Below are 19,605 nucleotides of genomic sequence, written 5' to 3' on the forward strand. Positions count from 1 at the left end.
GGCGCGGCGGCCGTTTCACTTTTGACGGGCGGGGTTTTCGCCTCCGCGTCCACGCGATGTGCTGCCGTGGCACCGGAAGACGGCTCAGCACGCGACGCTCCGGCCCGTGCCGCGTGTCGTGGCCGCTAGCGACCTTGGTGGTCGTCGAACGCCCCGGCGAACACCGTTCCAGCGGGCCGCACACCATCACCGATCGTGACTTCACCGCCACCGAACGGGGCGACCACCTGGGAAAATGTGACGGCGGCCCCAGGTGGTCCTGCGTGAACTTACGGGTGCGTAGCCTGACTCCGTGGCTGAGATCGTGTACCCGCCCGTCGTGCTGGCGGCCAAGACCATGTTCCGCGTGCTGGACAACCGGCTCCGCGTGACGGGAACCGAGCACATCCCGCGCCAGGGGGGCGCGGTGATCGCGTGCAACCACGTCAGCTACCTGGACTTCATCTTCTGCGGCCTCGGCGCGCAGCCCGCGAAGCGGCTGGTGCGGTTCATGGCGAAGAAGGAGATCTTCGACAACCGGATCGCCGGTCCGCTGATGCGCGGCATGCACCACATCCCGGTGGACCGGGCCGCGGGCAAGGGCTCCTACGACGAGGCGGTCGAGCGGCTGCGCGCGGGCGAGGTCGTCGGCGTGTTCCCCGAAGCGACCATCAGCCGCTCGTTCACCGTCAAGCCGATCAAGTCCGGCGCGGTCCGGATGGCCGCCGACGCGGGCGTGCCGGTCGTGCCGATGTCGCTGTGGGGCACCCAGCGGCTGTGGACGAAGAGCCGGCCGCGCACGCTCACCAAGCGCCACGTGCCGATCCACATCCACGCCGGTGAACCGTTCCAGCCCGGCCCGGACGACGACTTCGACGCCCTCACCCAGGACCTCCGCACCCGCATGGCGGCGATCCTGGACGACCTCCAGGCCGGGTATCCCGACCAGCCCGCGGGCGAGGACGACCGCTGGTGGCTGCCCACCCACCTCGGCGGCACCGCCCCCACCCCGGACGAAGCGGCCGCCCTCGACGCCCGCCCCGGCAACGACTGAGGGTCTCACCCCGCCGTCGGTGCCACGTCCAGCCTGCGGATCAGCGGGTCGTCGGGCAGGGCCCGCGGGTAGTGGCGGGAGACCGCCGGGTCGTGGCCCGGGACGACCTGGCCGGGGGCGAGCGCGTCGAGGCGCACGGACGTGTCGCAGTAGTCGTCGGTCCGCACCACCACCGAGAACGGCGCGCCGTCGGGGGAGTCGCCGCCGACGCGGTTGTCCAGGTAGTGCCGGGCGTCGGAGGCGAGCACGACGGGGCCGCGCGCGGTCGGGACCCGCACCGCCTGCGAGCCCGGCGTGTGGCCCGCCGCGGGGTGCACCGTGACGCCGGGGGCGACCTCGTACTCGCCTTCGCGCAGCCGCACCCGCCCGCGGTGCAGCAGGGCGACTAGCTCGCAGACCTTGTCCGCGTCGTACGGGCGGCGCAGGAAGCGGTGCGCCATCGACGGTCCGGTGGCGTAGGCGAGTTCGGCCTCCCGCACGTGGAACGTCGCGTTCGGGAAGGCTCCGAGGTTCCCGGCGTGGTCCCAGTGCAGGTGGGTGAGCACCACGTCGGTGATCGCCGCCGGGTCGAGGCCGAGCCGGCGCACCGACTCCGCGGGGTCGCGCTCGTAGTCGATGCCGCGCCGGCGCGCCGTGGCCTCGTCGGCGCCGACGTCGACGAGGACGACGTGCTCGTCGGAGACGGCGAGCCAGCAGAAGCAGTGCAGCGACTGGTCGGTCTCCGGGTACCGGAACCCCGGGGTCGGCGCGTAGTTCTCCGGCGCCGTCCGGTGCCCGATGCCGTAGCGCAGGGCGTAGAGGCGGTAGGTCATGCCGATCGTGCTCCTCTCGCGGCGATGTCAATGACGATGCGACCGGGGAACCCGGCGTGCAGCCGCGCCATGCCTTCGGCGACCTCGGACAGCGGGATCGAGGTGGACGCCGCGAGCCGGTCGACCGGCAACCGGCCCGCGCCGTGCAGCGCGGCGTAGCGGGGCACATCGCGCCGCGGCACGCCGGAGCCGAGGTAGCTGCCGGAGACGGTGACGTCGTGCGCGACGAGTTCGGCGGGCGGAACGGGCCAGCGCGCCGCCGGGTTCGCCAGGCCGACCATGGTGAGCCTGCCGCCCCGGCGCAGGCCGCGGTACGCCGATTCCACCGCGGCGACGGCACCGGCGGCTTCGAACGCGTGGTGCGCTCCGCCGCCGGTGGCCTCCCTGATCCGCTCCGCGGTCGACTCGTCCGCGTGCAGGGCCAGGTCGGCCCCGAGTTCCAACGCCCGTTCCAGGTGCGCGTCGTGGCGATCGACGGCGATGATCGGCGCGGCTCCGACGGCGCGCAGTCCGAGCACCGCCGCCAGCCCCACCCCGCCGCAGCCGAACACCGCCGCCGACTCGCCGAGTCCGACCCGGGCCGCGTTGACCACCGCGCCCACTCCGGTGCTGACCGCGCACCCGAGCAGGGACGCGGTGCGCAGGTCCGTTCCCGCCGGTACCGGGATGACCGAGGCGGCGTCCACCACGGCCCGCTCCGCGAACGCGGACACGCCGAGGTGGTGGTGCACCGGTTCCCCGTCCGCGTCGCGCAACCGGCGTCCGCCCGCCGCGAGCTCGCCCGCGGTGTTGCCCGCGTGGGCCCGCGAGCACAGCACCGGGCGGCCGTCGCGGCAGAACCCGCACCGCCCGCAGGACGCGACGTAGGTGAACACCACGGGATCACCGGGGCACACTTCCGTCACCGATCGGCCGGTGCGCGCCACGACCCCGGCGGCCTCGTGCCCGAGCACCATCGGCAGCGGCCGGGGCCGATCGCCGGTCAGCACCGACAGGTCGGAGTGGCACAGCGACGCGAAGTGCACGTCCACCAGCACTTCGCCGTCGCCGGGTTCGTCGAGCCGCACCTGTTCGACGGACAACCGCGCGAAGTCCGGTTCGGGGCCCGGTTCTCCGCGCAGCACCGCCGCGCTGATCGTCGTGCTCACCGCCGCACCTCCGCGTCCAGCGACGTCACCAGTGAGTCCACATCGGACTCGACGCCGAGTCCCCGCACGGTCCGCGCGACCGTTTCCGCCTGCTCGCGGGACGTTCTGCGGGTCGCGTTGCCGAGGAACTTCGCCATCACGTCCTCGTCGGTGAAGCGGTTTCCCGGCGTGCCCCGGCTCGCCGTGACGCGGCGGGTGATCTCCCGGCCGTCCCCGAGGTGCAGCCGGACCTCGCCGGGGAAGCGCGCGGGGTAGTCGCTGTCCGGGTCGGGCGGGCACTCGACGAGCCGCGCCACGGCCAGCACCTCCGGGTCGTCGAGCGGGTCGTCGTAGAAGGTCGCGAGGTCCAGCCTGCCGCGCACCAGCACGCTCGCCACCGCGTACTGCACGCTGAACATGGCGTCGTAGGTGGTGGCGGGCGCGATCTTCACCGCGGCCGGTTCGGTCACCTCCGGCATCACGCCCGGCGAGGTGGGGCAGACGATCCGGGTGACGTCGGCGGCCCGCACCGTGGCGACCCCGAGCTCGTCGAGCACCTGGAAGGCGGCGTCGGCGAAGGCGTGGGTGAAGTGGCAGCACGGGTAGGGCTTGTAGGCGGTCTCCGCGGTCATCCAGCGCTCGCCGAGGGTGTCCAGCCCGAGTCCCGCCGCGTCGGGGACGAACCCGAGGTGCGTGGCGAACAGGCCCTTGGTCCCCTCGAACACCGTCACCGGGCCGCTGAACCCCGACTCGGCGAGGGTGAGCGCGATCAGCCCGGAGTGCGCCGCCCAGCCGGGGTGCACGCGCTTGAGCCAGGAGTTGCGGATCTCCAGCAGCCCACCGGCCTGGCTCCCGCAGAGCCCGAGCGCGTTGCGCACGGTCTCCGGTGCGACGCCTCGGATGCTCGCGGCCGCGCACGCGGCGGCGAACGTCCCGGCGATGCCGGTGGGGTGGAAGCCGCGGGCGTGGAACCGCCCGGCCCCGGCCTCCGCGATCCGGCAGCCGATCTCCATGCCGAGCACGTAGCCCAGCAGCAGCCGCCTGCCGCTCGCCCCGGCCTCCTCCGCCGCCGCGAGCGCGCCCGCCAGCGCGGGCGCGGTGGCGTGGTAGACGGCGCCGACGTGGGTGTCGTCGAAGTCGAAGCCGTGGATCAGCGTGCCGTTGACCAGCGCCGCCGACGGAGCGGGCAGCGCGGTGCCGTATCCGACGGCGTGCGCCTCCTGGCCCGAGCCGAGGCGCTGGGCGGCGGTGTGCACGGCGTCGCCGAAGTTCATCGCCGACGAGCCGAGCGCGCTGCCGAGCGCGTCGAGGACGTGGTTGCGGGCATCGTGGAGCACCGCGTCGGGGATGTCGTCGAAGGTCGTGGCCGAGACGAATTCGGCCATGCGGGCGGACAACGTCTGCGGTGCGGTCATGCGCGCTGCTCCTCCGGGTGATCGACGGTGTCGGCCAGGCGGCGGCCCGTGGTCCGCTCGCCGAAGAAGAAGATGACGAGGCCTTCGCACAGGATGAACAGCGCGGCGGCGACGAACGCGCCGCTGAACCCTGCGAACGCGAACACCGCGGCGATCAGCACGCCGTTGACGGTGCCCGCGAGCCGCCCCATCCCGTTGGCCAGCCCGGCGCCCGCACCGCGCAGCGCGGTCGGGAACACCTCGGGCAGATAGCTGTAGATCACGGCGGTGTTGGTCTGCAGCAGCACGGTGGCGACGAACCCGCCGAGCACCACCAGCCACAGCTCACCGCTGACGGCGAACACGACGATCGCGGCGCCGCTGACCGCGGCCAGCACCAGGCTGACGGTCTTGCGCTCCCAGCGGTCGGCCACCAGCATCCCGGCGAACGCGCCGGCGAACGGCCCGATGGCGAAGATCGTGGTGATGGTCAGCGTGGTCTCGTGGCTGTAGCCCTGCTCGACCAGCAGCGTCGGCACCCACGCGTTGAAGCCGTAGAAGCCGAGGATGTCGAAGACCATCACCAGCGAGGCCACGATCGTGATCTTGCGGGTGCGACCGCGGAGCAGTTCGGTGACGGGCACCCGCGAGCGGCCCCGCACCGGCTCGGCGTCGAGCACGACGTCCTGGTCGGGTGTGAGGCCCGCTTCCCGCTCCAACTTCGTGATGATCACGTCGGCTTCGGCTTCGCGGTCCTGGACCAGCAGCCAGCGAGCCGACTCCGGCAGCTTGAACCAGGCCGCGATCGCCGGGACGATCCCGACGGCGGCGACGACGAACGTCCAGCGCCACGAGTCCGGGCCGATCGGCACCAGCAGCCGCGCGGCACCGGCGATGAACGGCACGCCCAGCAGCCCGATGCCGAGCATGAACGCCTGGATCCGCCCGCGTTTGTGCTGCGGGAACATCTCGGCCACGTAGACGATCAGCACCCCGGTCACGGCCTGCACGCCGAGTCCGCTGAGCAGCCGGAACACGCCGAGCAGCGCGAGGTTCGGGGCGAGCGCGCACAGGATCGACGCCACCGAGTAGAAGAGCGTCGCCGTGATCACGACGCGGCGGCGGCCGAACCGGTCGGCGAGCCGCCCGCCGACGATCGCGCCGAAGAACATGCCCATGAACGACAGCGAGGTGAGGTGGCCGACCTGCGCCACCGACAGGTCCCACTGCTCGCGGATCGCCGGTGCCGCGTAGGACAGGACGTTGAGGTCGGCCAGGTCGGCGATGAACAGGCTGCCCAACAGCACCATCCAGGTGCGGTGCGTGCGGGTCGTCTTCGTCAACCGGTCCAGGCGCGCGACGAGCACGCGCCGTTCGTCGGGGGCCGCGGGTGCGGCGTCAGCAGTGCTGTCCATGACTCTCCTTTGAGCACGGGAAGAACACCAGCGGTTTCGTCGAGGAACGCGTCAGGGCCTTTCGAGATCGGTCGGGTGGCGCGTTCCCCGTTCGGGGTGAACGGCATCGTCGAGCGCCGTCCCGTCAGCGGCGGAACCGCCGAGCGGCGACCGGCTCGGCACCCGCCCCGCCGCGCGGGCCACGATCAACGCGGGCCCTCAGCCGATCGACAGCGATCGGTACTTCCCGCCGTGGAACACGAGCGGTTCGGCGGCCGGAACGGTCGCGGTGGCCAGGACCCGGAGCAGGACGATCCGGTGGTCGCCCGCGGGCAGGTCGTCGTGCGGGGCGCACTCGAACCAGGCGACCGCGTCGTCGACGTGGACCGCTCCCCCGCCGGTCGAGCTCCACCGCGTCCCGGCGAACCGGTCCACGCCGCGCGCGGACAGGCGGCGGCACAGCTCGTCCTGCCCCGCGCCGAGCACGCTCAGCCCGAGGCGCGGCAGCCCGGCCAGCACCGGCCACGTCGTCGAGGTGCGCTGCACGCACACCGACACCAGCGGCGGGTCCAGCGACACCGAGGTGAAGCTGCTCGCCGCCATGCCCACCGGGACCTCGCCGTCCAGCCCGCACACGGCCAGCACCCCGGCGGGCACGGTGCCGAACACCTGCCGCAGCCCGGTGGGATCCGCGACCGGGCGCAGCCGCGGCCCGCCCATCACGGCACCTCCACGTCGAGCAGCGGGGCGTGCTGCTGCGCGCCGAAGGTGTCGCGCTCGCCCGCGCCGCCCTGGTCGCCGAAGCGGACCAGGGTGAGCTTGAACGCCAGCGCGGGTGCGAAGAACGTGCACACCCGCACGTGCGAGACGTCCGCCCGGTAGAGCCGCGCGAGGCGTTCGGGGGTGAGCACGCCGCTGTCGCGGACGCGTGCGAAGGTCGCTTCGTCGGTGAACATCACGTCGAAGGTGATCTCGTGCGGTCCGGCGTTCTTGCTGCGGATCACCTTCGCCAGCTCGCGCAGGGCGGTCATGCGCCCACCTCCTCGCGCACCACGGCGTGCTCCAGCCCGTCGGCCTCCATCAAGTGGTAGAGGCTGAACGCGCACACCGGTCCGATCGGGTTGTCCAGCGGGGTCAGGGGCAGCGCCAGGTTGCCCGCGGTGGCGAGCTGACCGGGGTAGTTCAGGTGCAGCACCCCGATCCGCGCGCTGGTGCAGATCGCCTTGGCCGCTTCCGGGGTCTCCGCGACGACCTCGCCGAGGATGCCGACTTCGTGGCCCGGCACCGGGTTCGGTTCCCGCTGCCCCATCACCGCGTCCCGGCCGTAGACGTGGAACCGCACGCTCGCGGACCCGGCCGCAAGTTCCGGGTGGAGCTCGGCGGTTTCCGCTTCGACGCGCGCCAGGAAGTCGTCCAGCTGCCCGATGAGCACGGGGTCGTGGATCCCGCCGATGAAGATGCACCGGTGCCCGGTGATCGCGGCCCCCTCCACCTTGATCAGCCGTCGCGGTGTGGGCTCGAACCTGCTGCCGCTGACGCGCACCGTGCGCTCGTCGAGCTGCTCGTACGCGCAGCCGCCGACGTCGAGCACGCCGCCCGGGCCGGCGAGCAGGTCGGGCCTGCTGTTCTCGTAGAGCGTGTGCGCGGCCACCGACAGCGGAGTGCACCGCTGCTCCGGTCCCATCGGCTTGATGTCGAAGGAGTCCGCGCGCGCCGTCGCCAGCGCACCGCCGCCCTTCGGCTCCGCGCAGACACCGCCGCATTCGAGGATCTTGCCGATGTGCCAGGCGATTCCCGGTTCGATGCCGCGCGGCACGAGGAACGCCGCGTACGGCGCGGGGTCGTAGGCGCGTCCGGCGACGACCACGTCCACCGGCCCGGACAGGGCCGCTTCGAACGGTTCGGCGCCGATCTGCGCCACCACGGCCTCCGACGAGTCCACATCGGACTCAGAGGGCAGTTCGCCGCGCGCGTTCGGTTCGATCCTGCCCTGCGCCAACCGTTCCCGGACCACCGAGCGCGGCAGCTGCGAGTAGATCGCCGCGACGCGCAGCGCGATGCCCTGTTCCACGGCGATCCGGCGCAGCAGCTCGACCATCTGGTCCACCTGCTCGTCGGTGCCGGCCCCACCGGCCGAGCCGATCAGCAGCGGAATCCGGTGCCGGTGCACCGCGCGCACCATCGGCCGCAGGTCCCGCAGGTAGGACTCCTCGGTGACCAGGGTGTGCCCGAGCCCCAGCATCGACGGCCCCGGATCGGTGGAACCCGAGTCGACGACGATCGCGTCCACTCCCGCGCGCACGCAGGACTCGAAGTCCGCTTCCCGGTAGCCGTAGCCGAGCATGCCCGTCGGCGTCAGGACGGTGACCTCGCCGCTCATACCGCGACCTCCGCGGGCATCGGCAACCCGAGGTTGCCGCGCAGCGTGTCCGCGGCGTAGTCCTGCCCGACCAGCCCGCGCCGCCGCAGCTCCGGCGTGATCAGCCGCGAGAAGTCGTCGTAGCTGCCGGGCACCGAGGCGGCGGCGATCACAAAACCGTCGCCGCAGGTGCCGTGGAGCTCTTCCAGCCGGTCGGCGACGACGTCCGGGGTGCCCGCCACGATCTCGGCCTCGCGGAGCCTGCCGCGCCCGGAGAACTCCACGAAGTCCCGCACCGACGGATTCTCCTTGCCGCTCAACGTGATCACGCGGTCGCGCAGCCCCTGGTAGGACATCGCGCGCAGTTCCGCGTCGGTGAACGGCTCCTCGTAGGGGCGCTTGCCGAAGTCGGTGTTGAGCGCCTCGCACAGCAGCGCCAGCCCGTCCTCGTCGCGCGCGAGACCTTCGAGCATCGCCTGCTTGCGCTCCACCAGCTCCGCCGTCTCCGCCGTCACCACGTTGATCAGCGGCGCGATCACCACCGAGTCCGGATCGCGACCGGCGTCCTCGACCCCTTGCCGCAGCCGGGTGTAGGTGCGGGCGCCGGATTCCACGTTCGCGAAGTGCGTGAAGATCACGTCCGCCCAGCGGGCCGCGAACGCCTGGCCGCGCCCGCTCGCCCCCGCCTGCAGCAGCACCGGCCTGCCCTGCGGCGAGCGCGGCACCGGGAACGTCCCGTGCGAGGTGAAGAACTCGCCCTCGTGCTCCAACCGGTGGACCTTGGCGGGGTCGGCGAACTCGCCGCTGCGCTTGTCGAGGATCAGCGCGTCGGACTCCCAGCTGCCCCACATGCGGGTGACGATGTCGACGAACTCGTCGGCCCGCTCGTAGCGCAGGTCGTGGTCGAGGTGCTCGGTGCGCCCGAAGTTCGCCGCCTCCGAGTCGTTGAGCGAGGTGACGATGTTCCACGCGGTGCGCCCGCCGGTCATCAGGTCCGCGGTGGCGAAGTGCCGGGCGACGTGGAACGGCTCGTAGTAGGTCGTGGAGTAGGTCGCGGCGACGCCGAGGTGCCGGGTGGCCATGGCCATCGCCAGCATCACCACCGTCGGATCCATCTTGACCGAGCGGATACCGTGCCGGACCGCCAGTTCGTGGCTGCCGCCGTAGATGTCCGGCATCGCCAGCCGGTCGTCGAAGAACGCCAGGTCGAACCCGCCGTGCTCCAAGGTGCGCGCGATCCGCGTGAAGTAGTCCGCGGTCAGGAAATCGCTCGCCGAACCCGGTGCGCGCCACGAACCGACGTAGTTGGAACAGTTCTGCGCCTGGAGGAACGCGATCAGCGCCATGTTCCGCCGTGAGCTCGTCATCAACACTCCTGGATCTGCTCTGCGCCCGGCCTGCCCGGCGGGCCCGGTGGATTCACAGCGTCGGCGAGCCGTGGCAGCATCACCAAGCGGAGTGACAGCATCTGCAACCAACGAGGGTGGCGGGATGGACGACGAGCTCTCCGGGCCGGCGCGCGTGCTGCACGTGCTGGAGGCGCTGGCCGGTCTGGAACAACCGGCGAACCTGGACGTGGTGGCGGCCAAGGCGGGGTTGAGCAAGTCCAAGGCCTACCGGTCGCTGCGGGTGCTCCAGGACGAGGGCTACGTCGACCACGTCGGCCGCAGCGGCTACCGCGTCGGCAGCCGCGCCGTGGCGCTGTCCTCGCTCATCGGCCCCCGACCGGCGCTGCTGCGGCTGGCGAGGCCCGCGATGGCCCGGTTGGCAGCGAGCGCCTCGGAGACGACGCACCTGCACCTGCGCAGCGGGACGCACCGCGTGGTGATCATGTCGGAGGATCCGCCGCACAACCCCGACCGGCTCGGCAGCACCGTCGGGGAGCGCTCCCCGCTGACCTCCGGCTGCGGGGGCACGTCGATCCTGGCGTTCCTGCCCGACGATCAGGCCCGCGAAGTGCTGCGCGGCGACGGCACGCCCAAGCGCAACGGCCTCGACGCGCTGCTGGCCCGGATCCGCGAGACCGGGTACGCGCTGTCGTTCAGCGACAACCACCCCGCGCTCAACGGCATCGCGGCCCCGATCTTCGACCCGGACAGCGGCCGGGCGATCGGATCGATCTCCATCGCCGGGCACGAGAAGCGCCTGCCGGAGCGCGCGCTGCTGCGGCTCGTCGACCCGCTGCGGGCCGCGTGCGCCGACCTGGCGCCGCGGCTCGCGGCGTTCCTCGGACCGAACTCCTCGGCCCGCCTCACCCCGCTGGACGTCACCGTGCAGAACCTGCTGCCGGATTGAGGTTTCTCGCGGGTGGCCTTCGTAGCGGGTCGCTCAGCGGAACCTCAGTGGCTTCCTCGCTGCGGGATCTTTTTCCCAAGTGGCTCCGCCACGAGGGAAAAAGCTGTCCTCGCGAGGAAGCCGCTGAGAACCCGCCGGTGGTCTTCTTGCTCAAGCCGGTCACCGCTCAGCGGCTTCGCCGCCGACAGGGCACCGATCAAAAGATCTTTCTGCAAGGACCCTTGTCGTGCCGCGCCTCGGCGGATTGTCCGGAAGTTGTTGAGGTGGAACGGTTTTCTGCTTTTCGCGCATCGCCGCCCCGGTCCTGGTTCAGGGCCGGGGCGGCGGGGTGGGGGCCGGGTCAGGCCATCGACAGCGCGTCAACGAGTCGGCCGGCGTCGGGGTGCGGGAGGTTCCGGGCCACGTCGGCGATCGAGACCATGCCGACCAGCTTGGATCCGTCGATCACCGGCAGGCGCTTGACCTGGTGCTCGATCATCACGTCGAGCAGATCGTCGACGGAGTCGTCGGCGCCGATCGTCACGGCCTCACCGTCGTTGAAGCTGCCCGAGTTCGTCTGACCGGGGTCCTTGCCGGTGCCCAGGCCGCGCACGACGATGTCGCGGTCGGTGAGCACGCCCTTGACCTTCTGGTCGGGCCCGCAGATCGGGAGCGCACCCACTCCGAGCCTGCGCATCTGCTGCGCCGCCAAGGCCAGGCTGTCGTCGGTCGCGACGCATTCGGGTTGTGCGGTCATGATATCCCGTGCGGTGGTCATCGCGTCAGCACCTCAATCCTGCGTGGGTCCGCAACGTCAACGGTGGTCGGCCCTTCGGGTGCCCGCTGACCGAGCCCCCAAACCTCCCCGCCCGAGAAACCCCGCACCTGCGGGCCTCTGCTCCAATTTCGCGAGAAGTTTGCGACCCACACCCCCGAGAACGCACCCGAAAAGGCCGCGCCACCAGTACGAATAACAACTGGACCCGAGTCGAGGATGTCGCAATTTCTCGCGAAATTGCGAGGAGTTGAATCGGGCGTGGCGCGGTTCGACCGGGAAACGGACGGCCGCGCGTCGACCTGTCAGTCCATTGTGCTCAGTCGTCCGTGCGTTCACGGGCTCGGGGCTTGGAGCACCGAGCGGGCCTTCGCTCCCACGGTCTCGCGGATGCCGTCGGCGATGATCCGCAACGCGTCGGGATCACCGGCCAGCTGGGAACGGGCCGTGTTCAGCGCCTGCGACACCGTCACGTGCGGCGGGATCATCGGAACGGCCGCGTCGACCTGGGCGTCGATCACGGTCGGGCGGTCCGCGGTCAGCGCCGCGTCCCACGCGGCACCGGCCTGCTCCGCCGCGTCCACCCGGATTCCGCGCAGGTCCAGCAGATCCGCCCACTTCGCGTACGGCACCTCGGGCAGGTGCTGGGCGTCGGGGAACGGCTTGTCCCCCAGCATCGCCCGCGTTTCCCACGTGACGTAGGAGAGGTCGTCGTTGGACAGCACGAGCACCGCGAAGCGCGGATCCGCCCACTCCCGCCAGTACTTCGCGACGGTGATGAGCTCGTTGACCCCGTTCATCTGCATGGCACCGTCCCCGACGAGGGCGACCACGGGACGCTCCGGGTGCGCGAACTTAGCCGCGAGCGCGTAGGGCAGACCGCCGCCCATCGACAGCAGGGTGCCGGACACGCTGCCCAGCATCCCCGGCCGCATCTCCAGCGTGCGCGCGTACCAGCTCGTCGCGGTGCCGCAGTCGGCGGAGACCATGACGTCGTCGGGCAGCCGCGCGGACAGCTCGCGCACCACGAACTCGGGGTTGAGGCCGGAGGTGTCCGCGGTCGCCCGCGCCTCGCTGTAGGAATCCCAGCGCCGGGTCCACGTCTCCACGTGCTCCCGCCAGCCGCGATCCGTCCGCTCGCGCAGCAACGGCAGCAGCGCCTCCAAGGTGGTGGCGGCGTCGCCGACCAGGTTGACCTCGGTGTCGTAGCGGGTCCCGCACCGCGTGCCGTCCACATCGATCTGCACCGCCCGCGCTTGGCCGGGCGCGGGGTAGAACTCGGTGTAGGGCATGGTCGAACCGACGATCAGCAACGTGTCGCACTCGCGCATCAGGTGCCAGCTCGCCGTGGAGCCGAGCAGCCCGATCGGACCGGTCACCCACGGCAGGGCGTCGTCGAGCGCGGTCTTGCCCAGCAGGGCCTTCGCGACCCCCGCGCCCAGCCGCTGCGCCACTGCGGTGAGTTCGTCGCTCGCGCCGAGAGCACCCGCTCCCGCCAGGATCGCGACCTTCTCCCCCGAGTCGAGCACCTCGGCCGCTTCGCGCAGCGCCACCGGGTCCGGTGTGGTGATCGACGAGCTCGGCACCGACGACGTCCGGTAGTAGCCGTGCTCGTGCGGCGGCTCCGGGACCGCCTCCATTTCGAGCACGTCGCTGGGCAGCACGAGCGCGGTCACCGTGCGCTGCGCCAACGCCGTGCGGCAGGCCCGGTCGACGAGGTGGCGCACCTGGCTGGGCACCGCGAGCTGCTCGCAGTACGCGCCCGCGACATCCTTGTACAGGCTCAGCAGGTCGACTTCCTGGTAGTAGCCGCCGCCGAGCGCGGTCTGCGCGGTGTGTCCGAGCAGCGCGACGACCGGCTGGTTGTCGAGCTTCGCGTCGTAGAGCCCGTTGAGCGCGTGGATCGCGCCCGGTCCGCTGGTCACCGCGCAGCATCCGATCGCGCTGCCGCCGTACTTGACGTCGGCGCAGGCCGCGAACGCCGCGGTCTCCTCGTGGCGCACTTGGACGAACTCGGCGGACTCGCGGGTCCGCAGCGAGGTGAAGATCCCGCCGATACCGTCCCCGGGATAGCCGTAGTAGCGGTGCACGCCCCACTCGGCCAGGCGGGCGAGGATGTGGTCGGCGACGGTGGTCGGAGCACTCACGGGTGTCTTGGCCTCCTCGTTCGCGGCCGGCCGCAAGAACCTCCGCTCGGAGCGCGCGGCCGGCGGGTCGTGATCAGTGCTTACCCGCGCGCTCGGGGAGCTACACATGCACGGTCCCGCGCGCTCGGCCCGCAGTGCGGTGGCCGGACCGCTGCCCGGCGACGTCGGCGCCGCGGCGGCACATCCGCGTGGTGAGCGGGCACGCCGAGCACCCGGCCCGCCTGAACGAACGCGACAGCCTGATCGGAGTGTTCGCGTCGGTTCTCACTTCGGGATTCGACGTCCCGCGCGGTGCGCACGGCGCGAGACGATGATGTCGTTACGGGATCGTCTGTTTCCTTCGTTGGCTGCCCCACCGTCAAGGAGGCAGTCGTGACCGCTTTCTTCCCGCACGAGACCACCACCGGGACCGGCACCGCTCGCGGGCCTATCGGCGAGCCGGTGGCCGCCGCTTCTCCCCCGGCTTCCCTGGAGCTGGAATCGTCCCGCCCCACCAGTGCAGCCGCCGTGGTGCACGTGGCGGGCGAGCTCGACGCCGAGACCACTCCGCGCCTGCACGAACTGCTGGCTCTGCGACTGTCCTCGGACGCCGAGACCGTGATCATCGATCTGTCCGGGCTGCGCTTCCTCGGCGTCACCGGCCTGCGCCTGCTGGCCCACGCGCACCGGAGCGCCACGAGCCGCTCCACGGCGCTGCGCCTGGTCGACGGACCGGTCTGCGTGGACCGCGCGCTGCACGCCGCGGGCTGGACCGGCACCGTCCCGACCTACCCGAGCGTCGCCGCCGCGCTAGCCGCCACGACGCGTTTCCGCGCCACCGGCTGAAGTTCCGCGGTTCAGGTACCCGCGGTGAGCTCGACGACGTTCTCGCCGGGGCGGCGTCCGGGGCCCGCGCTGAAGGAGACGAGGGCCGACGAGACCACGGTGAACGCCGCACTCTCGACCCGAGCGAGCCGCTGCCCTGCAGCCTGAACAACTTCACCCTCGCCTGCCACGTCCAGGCCGCGCCCGGGACAACGGACTCCGGTCGGCGCTAGAACGGTCGCGAAGATCAGTTGCTGCGACGAACCACCCGCCGCCTCCCTGGCGCGGACCCGGATCGGGCTTGCGGTGCGCGTCTGTAAGGATTCGCTGGGTGACTGTCGAACGTGCGAGTGCGGCCTACGGGCAGCGTGCCGCGGAGTACACCGATCTCCTCGGGAACATCGAAGCGACCGCCGCCCCCGACCAGGACCTGATCGGCGCTTGGGCGCACGCGCAGCCGGACGGGCCGATCCTCGACGTGGGATGCGGACCGGGCCACTGGACGCATTGGCTGCACGAGCAGGGAATCGACGTCGCGGGAGTCGATCCGACAGCGGAATTCCTCGACGGCGCCCGGGTTCGCTTCCCCGACGTCCGGTTCCGGGCGGGGCGCGCGGATCGGCTCGACGTCCCGGACGCCGGTCTCGCGGGCGTCCTCGCCTGGTACTCGCTGATCCACCTGCACCCGGACCGGATGCCGGCGGCGCTCGCCGAGTTCGCCCGCGTCGTCGAGCCCGGCGGCGGACTGCTCGTCGGATTCTGCAACGGCCCCGAGCTGGAGCCGTTCGACCACGCGGTCACCACCGCGTACTTCTGGCCGATCGAGGTGCTCAGCCGCGCGATCGAGGACGCGGGCTTCACCGTCGTCGACCACACCACCCGTGCGGATCCGGGAGCACGACCGCACGGCGCGATCTCGGCTCACCGCATCGGCTGACCGGCTCCGCCCGACCGCGCGATGTCCCCGCAACTTGGGGACATCGGCGGAAAGCGACCGCTCAGGCGGTGGGCCTCAGGCGTCGCCGCGGTTGAGGAGTCGGCCGTGCGGGCCGGTCGTCTCGACGTCCGGGCCGACGATGCGGCGCCCGCGCAGCCAGGTTCCGCGCACGACCCCGGCCAGCGGACGCCCGTGGTACGGCGAGACGGGGTTGCGGTGGCGCAGCTTGCCGACGTCGACGACGAAGGCGTCGTCCGGCGCGAACACGCACAGGTCGGCGTCGTGGCCGACCGCGATGGCGCCCTTGCGGCGCATCCCGGCGACCTCGGCGGGCTTGCGCGACATCCAGTCGACCACTTCGGCGAGGCCGCGTCCGCGCACCCGCGCCTGCGTCCACACCGCGGACAGGCCGAGCTGCAAGCTGGACACCCCGCCCCAGGCGACGCCGAAATCGCCGCTGTCGAAGCGCTTCAGCTCCGGCGTGCACGGCGAGTGGTCGCTCACGACGCAGTCGATGATCCCGTCGACGAGCCCCTTCCACAGCAGCTCGCGGTTGCGCGCCTCGCGGATCGGCGGGCAGCACTTGAACTGGGTGCCGCCGTCGGGGATCTCCTCGGAGGTGAAGCTCAAGTAGTGCGGGCAGGTCTCGACGGTGATCTTGACACCGTCGGCGCGCGCGGAGGCGATCATCGGCAGCGCGTCCGAGGACGACAGGTGCAGGATGTGCACGCGGGCACCGGTGCGACGCGCGAGCTCGATGACCTGCGCGATGGCGACGTTCTCCGCGCCGCGGGGCCGCGAGCTCAGGAAACCGCCGTAGTCCTCGCCGTGCGCGGTCGGGGCGTGCTCGATCGCGTCGGAGTCCTCGGCGTGCACGATCATCATCGCGTCGTGCCGGGCGAGCAGCTGCAGCGCCTCGTCGAGCTCGGCCGGGCCCAGCGGCGGGAACTCGTCCACGCCGGAGTGCAGCAGGAAGCACTTGAAGCCGAAGACACCGGACTCGTGCAGCTCCCGCAGTTCACCGAGGTTGCCGTGCACGGCGCCGCCCCAGAAGCCGACGTCGACGTGGACCTTGGGCCTCGCGGTGTCGCGCTTGAGCTCCAGGGCGGCGGCGTCGATCGTCGGCGGGAGGCTGTTGAGCGGCATGTCGACGAGCGTGGTGATGCCGCCCTCGGCGGCGGCCCGGGTGGCGGTCTCGAAGCCCTCCCACTCGGTGCGGCCGGGGTCGTTGACGTGCACGTGGGTGTCGACCAGACCGGGCAGAAGGACCTCGTCCTCGGCGAGTTCGACGACCTCGGCGGCGTCGAGGGCCGCGTCGAGCGGTTCCACGGCCGCGATGCGCCCGTCCCGGATGCCGACGCTGCCGGACGTCTCCCCGTGCGGCCCGATGAGCCGATGCGCGCGGAACACCACGTCGAACGCCGATCCGGTGGCTGATTCGGCCACGCGGCACCTCCCTGAACCCGCTCACCCACCGCCCAGCGGACAAAACTTTCCGCAGAACGAAAGTATATCTACACGTATACGCAACCTAGAAGCGAGGTGAGCCCGAGTCAAGGGACCAACCACCCCCAACGCGCCTTGATCCTGTCAGCGGCGAAGCCGCTGAGCAGTGACCACGCACGCAGCCCGACCACCCGCGGGTTCTCAGCGGGCTTCTCGCGAGGACAGCTTTTTCCCTCGTGGCGGAGCCACTTGGGAAAAAGATCCCGCAGCGAGAAGCCCGCTGAGGTTCCGCCACCCGGACACCTCGCCAAAGCAAGAACAAATTCAGAACGTCATACGCTGCAGGACCATTGTTCGGCTTGCTTGGACATGGCGTTGCGCGACTTCCCACGCGCGGGCGCCGTCGCCCGCCGCGACCGCGGCGTAGAGCTCGTCGTGCTCGGCGCACACCCGCTCCGGCTCCGGGTTCACCCGGAACAACCACGCCAACCGGCCGTGCAGCGGTTCCAGCATCGACGTGAGGAGTTCGTTGCGGGACAACGCGATGACCTCGTCGTGGAACGCGGTGTTGGCCTCCGACATGGCGTCCACGTCCGACGAGTCCAGCGCGGCGCGCGCCTGCGCGGCCAGCCGCCCCAGCCGCCCCACGTCGTCGGCGTCGCTGAGCTGCGCCGCGAGCTTCGCGGCCAGCGCCTCCAACGCCTCGCGGACGTCGAAGAGCTCTTCCAGCTGCCGCCGGTCCAGGCTCCGGACGAACACGCCGCGCCGCCGCGGCAGCACCTCGACCAGCCCCGCGCTCTGCAGCATCCGGATCGCTTCGCGGACGGGCACCCGGGACACGCCGAACTCCGCGGCGAGCTCCTGCTCGAACAGCCGGTCACCGGGACGGAGGTGACCATCGCTGATCCGCGCCTGCAGCGTGCCGTACACCTGGTCGCGCAGCGGGACGCGCGCCTCCGCGTCCGGCTCTTCTGTCACAGGCACAAGTTCCTCCTCGCCGGCTGTGCCCACCAGCGTAAGGCGTCCTCCCGGCGTGATCCCCGCAGCGGGGCGGGCGCGGCCCGCGGGTGCGGTCACCACCCGCGGGCCGGGGAACTCAGCCGAGCGGCACCTCCTCGGGTTCGATCATCGCGTCGATCCGGATGCCGCGCGGGGTGTTCGCCTCCCGTTCGATCATCACTTCGACCAGCACCGGGCGGCTCGTCGCCACGGCCTCCTTGCGGGCCCACTCGATCGTCGTCGCGAGCTCACCGGGTTCGAACACGCGCCGCCCGGAGCAGCCGTAGGCCTCCATCACCTTGACGTTGTCGGTGCCGTGGGTGTCGTAGTGGATGTCGACCTCGGTGTTCATCTCGTACCCGAGTTCCGCCTGCCGGATCAGCCCGAGGTACTCGTTGTTCAACATGATGATCACGAACGGGATGTCGTACTGCGCGGCCACGGCCAGCTCCTCGACGAGGAACTGGAAGCCGTAGTCGCCGACGACCGCCGCCACCTCCGCGCCGGGCTCGGCGGACTTCACGCCGATGGCCGCCGGGATCTCCCAGCCGAGCGGGCCCGCCTGCCCGCACACCTGGTAGTGGCGGGGCTTGTGCGCGGTCTGGAACTGACCGGACCAGATCTGGTAGAGCCCGATCGCGGTGACGAAGTAGGTGTCCGGGTCGAACAGCGCGTTGATCTCCCGGAACACCCGCGGTGCCTTGATCGGCACCGCGTCGTAGTGGTCGGGCCTGGTCAACGTCCGCTTCAGCTCACCGACGCGCCCGGCCCACGAGCCGTAGCGCTTCGTCGGTCCGCGGCGCTCGACCGCCTCCAGCAGCGCCGTCAGGAACAGGCCCGTGTCGGACACGACGCCCAGGTCGGGCCCGAAGACCTTGCCGATCTGGGTCGGCTCGATGTCGACATGGATGAACTTGCGCGCCCCGCGGTAGACCTCCAGCGCGCCCGTGTGCCGGTCGCCGAACCGCGCGCCGAGCGCCAGCACCAGATCGGATTCGAGGAACGATTCGTTGCCGTAGCGCTGGCTGGTCTGGATGCCGGTCATCCCCGCGAACAGCTCGTGGTCCTCCGGGAACGAACCCTTGCCCATCAGCGTGGTCTGCACCGGGATGCCGAGCCGCTCGGCGAGCTCGCGCAGCTGCTCGTGGGCGTCTCCCAGCAGGACCCCTCCCCCGGCCAGCAGCAGCGGCCGGTCCGCTTCGAGCAGCATGTCCAGCGCCTTCTCCACCCGCGGCGGGTGCGGGTGCACGGCGGCGACGGGCAGCGGCGCGTCGATCTCGGGGTCCCAGTCGATCTCCTGCTGCTGGACGTCCAGCGGCAGGTCGATCAGGACCGGTCCGGGACGTCCGGAGCGGGCGGTGCGGAACGCCTCCCGGAAGATCCACGGTGCTTGGGCGGCTTCCTTGACCTGCACCGCCCATTTGGTGACGGGCTTGGCGATCTCCACGATGTCGACCGCTTGGAAGGCCTCCTGGTGCAGCTTCGAGGACACCGCTTGGCCGGTGATGCACAGCATCGGAATGGAATCGGCCTGCGCGGTGTAGAGGCCGGTGATCATGTTCGTGCCCGCCGGGCCGGAGGTGCCGATGGCGACGCCGACGCGCCCGTTGGTCCGCGCCCACCCGTCGGCCATGTGGGTGGCGCCCTCCTCGTGGCGCACGATGAGGTGCTTGATGTCGCGGTGTTCCAGCGCCGCGTACAGCGGGAGGATCGCGGCGCCGGGACAACCGAACGCCGTGTCGACTCCCTCGGATTCCAGGACGTCGACCACAGCCTGCATGACAGGGACTTTGGGCATGGTGTAGGAATTCCTCTCGGATGTGGCGCTTCGGACGCGCATCTGCCAGAACGGGTCGGCGGCACTGATCGCTTGGCGGCATTGGAGCCGCCGACTCGTCTCTCTTCTGTGCTGGTCGTGCTTCCGCTGCTCTGCGAGTTCGTGCGGATGGCTCCTGGTCCGTTTCTTGTCAGCGGCGGAGCCGCTGAGCAGTGACCAGCTAGAGCAAGGTGACCACCGGCGGGTTCTCAGCGGCTTCCTCGCGAGGACAGCGATTTCGCCGTGTATCGGACATACATCAGAAATCGATCCCGCAGCGAGGAAGCC

Annotated in this window: 17 protein-coding genes; 4 read left to right on the forward strand and 13 right to left on the reverse strand. The window is 71.4% G+C overall.

Annotation, left to right across the window (positions count from 1 at the left end; translation table 11 throughout):
* The first annotated feature begins 292 nt into the window (after positions 1 to 292).
* The gene (locus tag ACWD38_RS18125; protein ID WP_450124502.1) at positions 293 to 1,033 is read left to right on the forward strand and encodes a lysophospholipid acyltransferase family protein; all 741 of its coding nucleotides are present in this window, start codon (positions 293 to 295) and stop codon (positions 1,031 to 1,033) included.
* A 5-nt stretch (positions 1,034 to 1,038) separates the two neighbouring features.
* On the opposite strand, the gene ACWD38_RS18130 is transcribed toward ACWD38_RS18125, so the two are convergent.
* The 8 genes from ACWD38_RS18130 to ACWD38_RS18165 all read right to left on the reverse strand — a co-directional run bounded on the left by ACWD38_RS18130 (position 1,039) and on the right by ACWD38_RS18165 (position 9,486).
* Positions 1,039 to 1,845, reverse strand: a complete 807-nt coding sequence (locus tag ACWD38_RS18130; protein ID WP_450124503.1) for an N-acyl homoserine lactonase family protein — start codon at positions 1,843 to 1,845, stop codon at positions 1,039 to 1,041.
* Complete coding sequence (locus tag ACWD38_RS18135; protein ID WP_184480303.1) at positions 1,842 to 2,993, reverse strand: zinc-binding dehydrogenase; 1,152 nt, start codon at positions 2,991 to 2,993, stop codon at positions 1,842 to 1,844. The genes ACWD38_RS18130 and ACWD38_RS18135 overlap by 4 nt, the downstream gene beginning before the upstream one ends.
* Positions 2,990 to 4,387 (reverse strand): MmgE/PrpD family protein, encoded by a 1,398-nt coding sequence (locus tag ACWD38_RS18140; protein WP_450124504.1) that lies wholly within the window; start codon positions 4,385 to 4,387, stop codon positions 2,990 to 2,992. The genes ACWD38_RS18135 and ACWD38_RS18140 overlap by 4 nt, the downstream gene beginning before the upstream one ends.
* A complete protein-coding gene (locus ACWD38_RS18145; protein ID WP_450124505.1) occupies positions 4,384 to 5,781 on the reverse strand; it encodes an MFS transporter in 1,398 nt (465 codons plus the stop codon). Before ACWD38_RS18145 ends, ACWD38_RS18140 begins: the two co-directional genes overlap by 4 nt.
* Before the next feature lie 198 nt (positions 5,782 to 5,979).
* Complete coding sequence (locus ACWD38_RS18150; protein ID WP_184480309.1) at positions 5,980 to 6,480, reverse strand: flavin reductase family protein; 501 nt, start codon at positions 6,478 to 6,480, stop codon at positions 5,980 to 5,982.
* Positions 6,480 to 6,791 (reverse strand): DUF4387 domain-containing protein, encoded by a 312-nt coding sequence (locus ACWD38_RS18155; protein WP_184480311.1) that lies wholly within the window; start codon positions 6,789 to 6,791, stop codon positions 6,480 to 6,482. Before ACWD38_RS18155 ends, ACWD38_RS18150 begins: the two co-directional genes overlap by 1 nt.
* The gene (locus ACWD38_RS18160; RefSeq protein ID WP_184480313.1) at positions 6,788 to 8,140 is read right to left on the reverse strand and encodes an acyclic terpene utilization AtuA family protein; all 1,353 of its coding nucleotides are present in this window, start codon (positions 8,138 to 8,140) and stop codon (positions 6,788 to 6,790) included. The genes ACWD38_RS18155 and ACWD38_RS18160 overlap by 4 nt, the downstream gene beginning before the upstream one ends.
* On the reverse strand, positions 8,137 to 9,486 hold the full coding sequence (locus tag ACWD38_RS18165; RefSeq protein WP_450124506.1) for an NtaA/DmoA family FMN-dependent monooxygenase: 1,350 nt from the start codon (positions 9,484 to 9,486) through the stop codon (positions 8,137 to 8,139). The genes ACWD38_RS18160 and ACWD38_RS18165 overlap by 4 nt, the downstream gene beginning before the upstream one ends.
* Before the next feature lie 124 nt (positions 9,487 to 9,610).
* Here ACWD38_RS18165 and ACWD38_RS18170 point away from each other — a divergent pair, with 124 nt between their 5' ends.
* On the forward strand, positions 9,611 to 10,414 hold the full coding sequence (locus tag ACWD38_RS18170; RefSeq protein ID WP_184480317.1) for an IclR family transcriptional regulator: 804 nt from the start codon (positions 9,611 to 9,613) through the stop codon (positions 10,412 to 10,414).
* A gap of 340 nt (positions 10,415 to 10,754) precedes the next feature.
* On the opposite strand, the gene ACWD38_RS18175 is transcribed toward ACWD38_RS18170, so the two are convergent.
* Together ACWD38_RS18175 and ACWD38_RS18180 are read right to left on the reverse strand one after the other, a co-directional pair.
* Positions 10,755 to 11,171, reverse strand: a complete 417-nt coding sequence (locus tag ACWD38_RS18175; RefSeq protein ID WP_450124507.1) for a CBS domain-containing protein — start codon at positions 11,169 to 11,171, stop codon at positions 10,755 to 10,757.
* 332 nt (positions 11,172 to 11,503) lie between these two features.
* On the reverse strand, positions 11,504 to 13,315 hold the full coding sequence (locus tag ACWD38_RS18180) for a thiamine pyrophosphate-requiring protein (RefSeq protein ID WP_450124508.1): 1,812 nt from the start codon (positions 13,313 to 13,315) through the stop codon (positions 11,504 to 11,506).
* A 372-nt stretch (positions 13,316 to 13,687) separates the two neighbouring features.
* On the opposite strand from ACWD38_RS18180, the gene ACWD38_RS18185 reads away from it, so the two are divergent.
* Positions 13,688 to 14,140 carry an STAS domain-containing protein gene (locus ACWD38_RS18185; RefSeq protein ID WP_450124509.1) on the forward strand — a complete coding sequence of 151 codons (453 nt, stop codon included), beginning with the start codon at positions 13,688 to 13,690 and terminating at the stop codon, positions 14,138 to 14,140.
* A gap of 310 nt (positions 14,141 to 14,450) precedes the next feature.
* Complete coding sequence (locus ACWD38_RS18190; RefSeq protein ID WP_184480327.1) at positions 14,451 to 15,056, forward strand: methyltransferase domain-containing protein; 606 nt, start codon at positions 14,451 to 14,453, stop codon at positions 15,054 to 15,056.
* Positions 15,057 to 15,131: 75 nt separating this feature from the next.
* On the opposite strand, the gene allB is transcribed toward ACWD38_RS18190, so the two are convergent.
* The 3 genes from allB to gcl all read right to left on the reverse strand — a co-directional run bounded on the left by allB (position 15,132) and on the right by gcl (position 19,281).
* The gene (allB, locus tag ACWD38_RS18195; protein WP_184480329.1) at positions 15,132 to 16,502 is read right to left on the reverse strand and encodes an allantoinase AllB; all 1,371 of its coding nucleotides are present in this window, start codon (positions 16,500 to 16,502) and stop codon (positions 15,132 to 15,134) included.
* A 324-nt stretch (positions 16,503 to 16,826) separates the two neighbouring features.
* Entirely contained in the window at positions 16,827 to 17,486 is a 660-nt protein-coding gene (locus ACWD38_RS18200) for an FCD domain-containing protein (RefSeq protein ID WP_184480331.1), read from the reverse strand.
* A 112-nt stretch (positions 17,487 to 17,598) separates the two neighbouring features.
* Entirely contained in the window at positions 17,599 to 19,281 is a 1,683-nt protein-coding gene (gene gcl / locus ACWD38_RS18205) for a glyoxylate carboligase (RefSeq protein WP_246456955.1), read from the reverse strand.
* Between the last annotated feature and the right edge of the window lie 324 nt (positions 19,282 to 19,605).

It is taken from the genome of Saccharopolyspora sp. NPDC002578 (assembly GCF_053592695.1).

Bases quoted from the DNA above. Each gene is read 5' to 3' on its own strand.
- ACWD38_RS18130 (WP_450124503.1), bottom strand. From the start codon at position 1,845: ATGACCTACCGCCTCTACGCCCTGCGCTACGGCATCGGGCACCGGACG.
- ACWD38_RS18150 (WP_184480309.1), bottom strand. From the start codon at position 6,480: ATGGGCGGGCCGCGGCTGCGCCCGGTCGCGGATCCCACCGGGCTGCGG.
- gcl (WP_246456955.1), bottom strand. From the start codon at position 19,281: ATGCAGGCTGTGGTCGACGTCCTGGAATCCGAGGGAGTCGACACGGCG.
- ACWD38_RS18160 (WP_184480313.1), bottom strand. From the start codon at position 8,140: ATGAGCGGCGAGGTCACCGTCCTGACGCCGACGGGCATGCTCGGCTAC.
- ACWD38_RS18170 (WP_184480317.1), top strand. From the start codon at position 9,611: ATGGACGACGAGCTCTCCGGGCCGGCGCGCGTGCTGCACGTGCTGGAG.
- ACWD38_RS18175 (WP_450124507.1), bottom strand. From the start codon at position 11,171: ATGACCACCGCACGGGATATCATGACCGCACAACCCGAATGCGTCGCG.
- ACWD38_RS18145 (WP_450124505.1), bottom strand. From the start codon at position 5,781: ATGGACAGCACTGCTGACGCCGCACCCGCGGCCCCCGACGAACGGCGC.
- ACWD38_RS18165 (WP_450124506.1), bottom strand. From the start codon at position 9,486: ATGACGAGCTCACGGCGGAACATGGCGCTGATCGCGTTCCTCCAGGCG.
- ACWD38_RS18155 (WP_184480311.1), bottom strand. From the start codon at position 6,791: ATGACCGCCCTGCGCGAGCTGGCGAAGGTGATCCGCAGCAAGAACGCC.
- ACWD38_RS18140 (WP_450124504.1), bottom strand. From the start codon at position 4,387: ATGACCGCACCGCAGACGTTGTCCGCCCGCATGGCCGAATTCGTCTCG.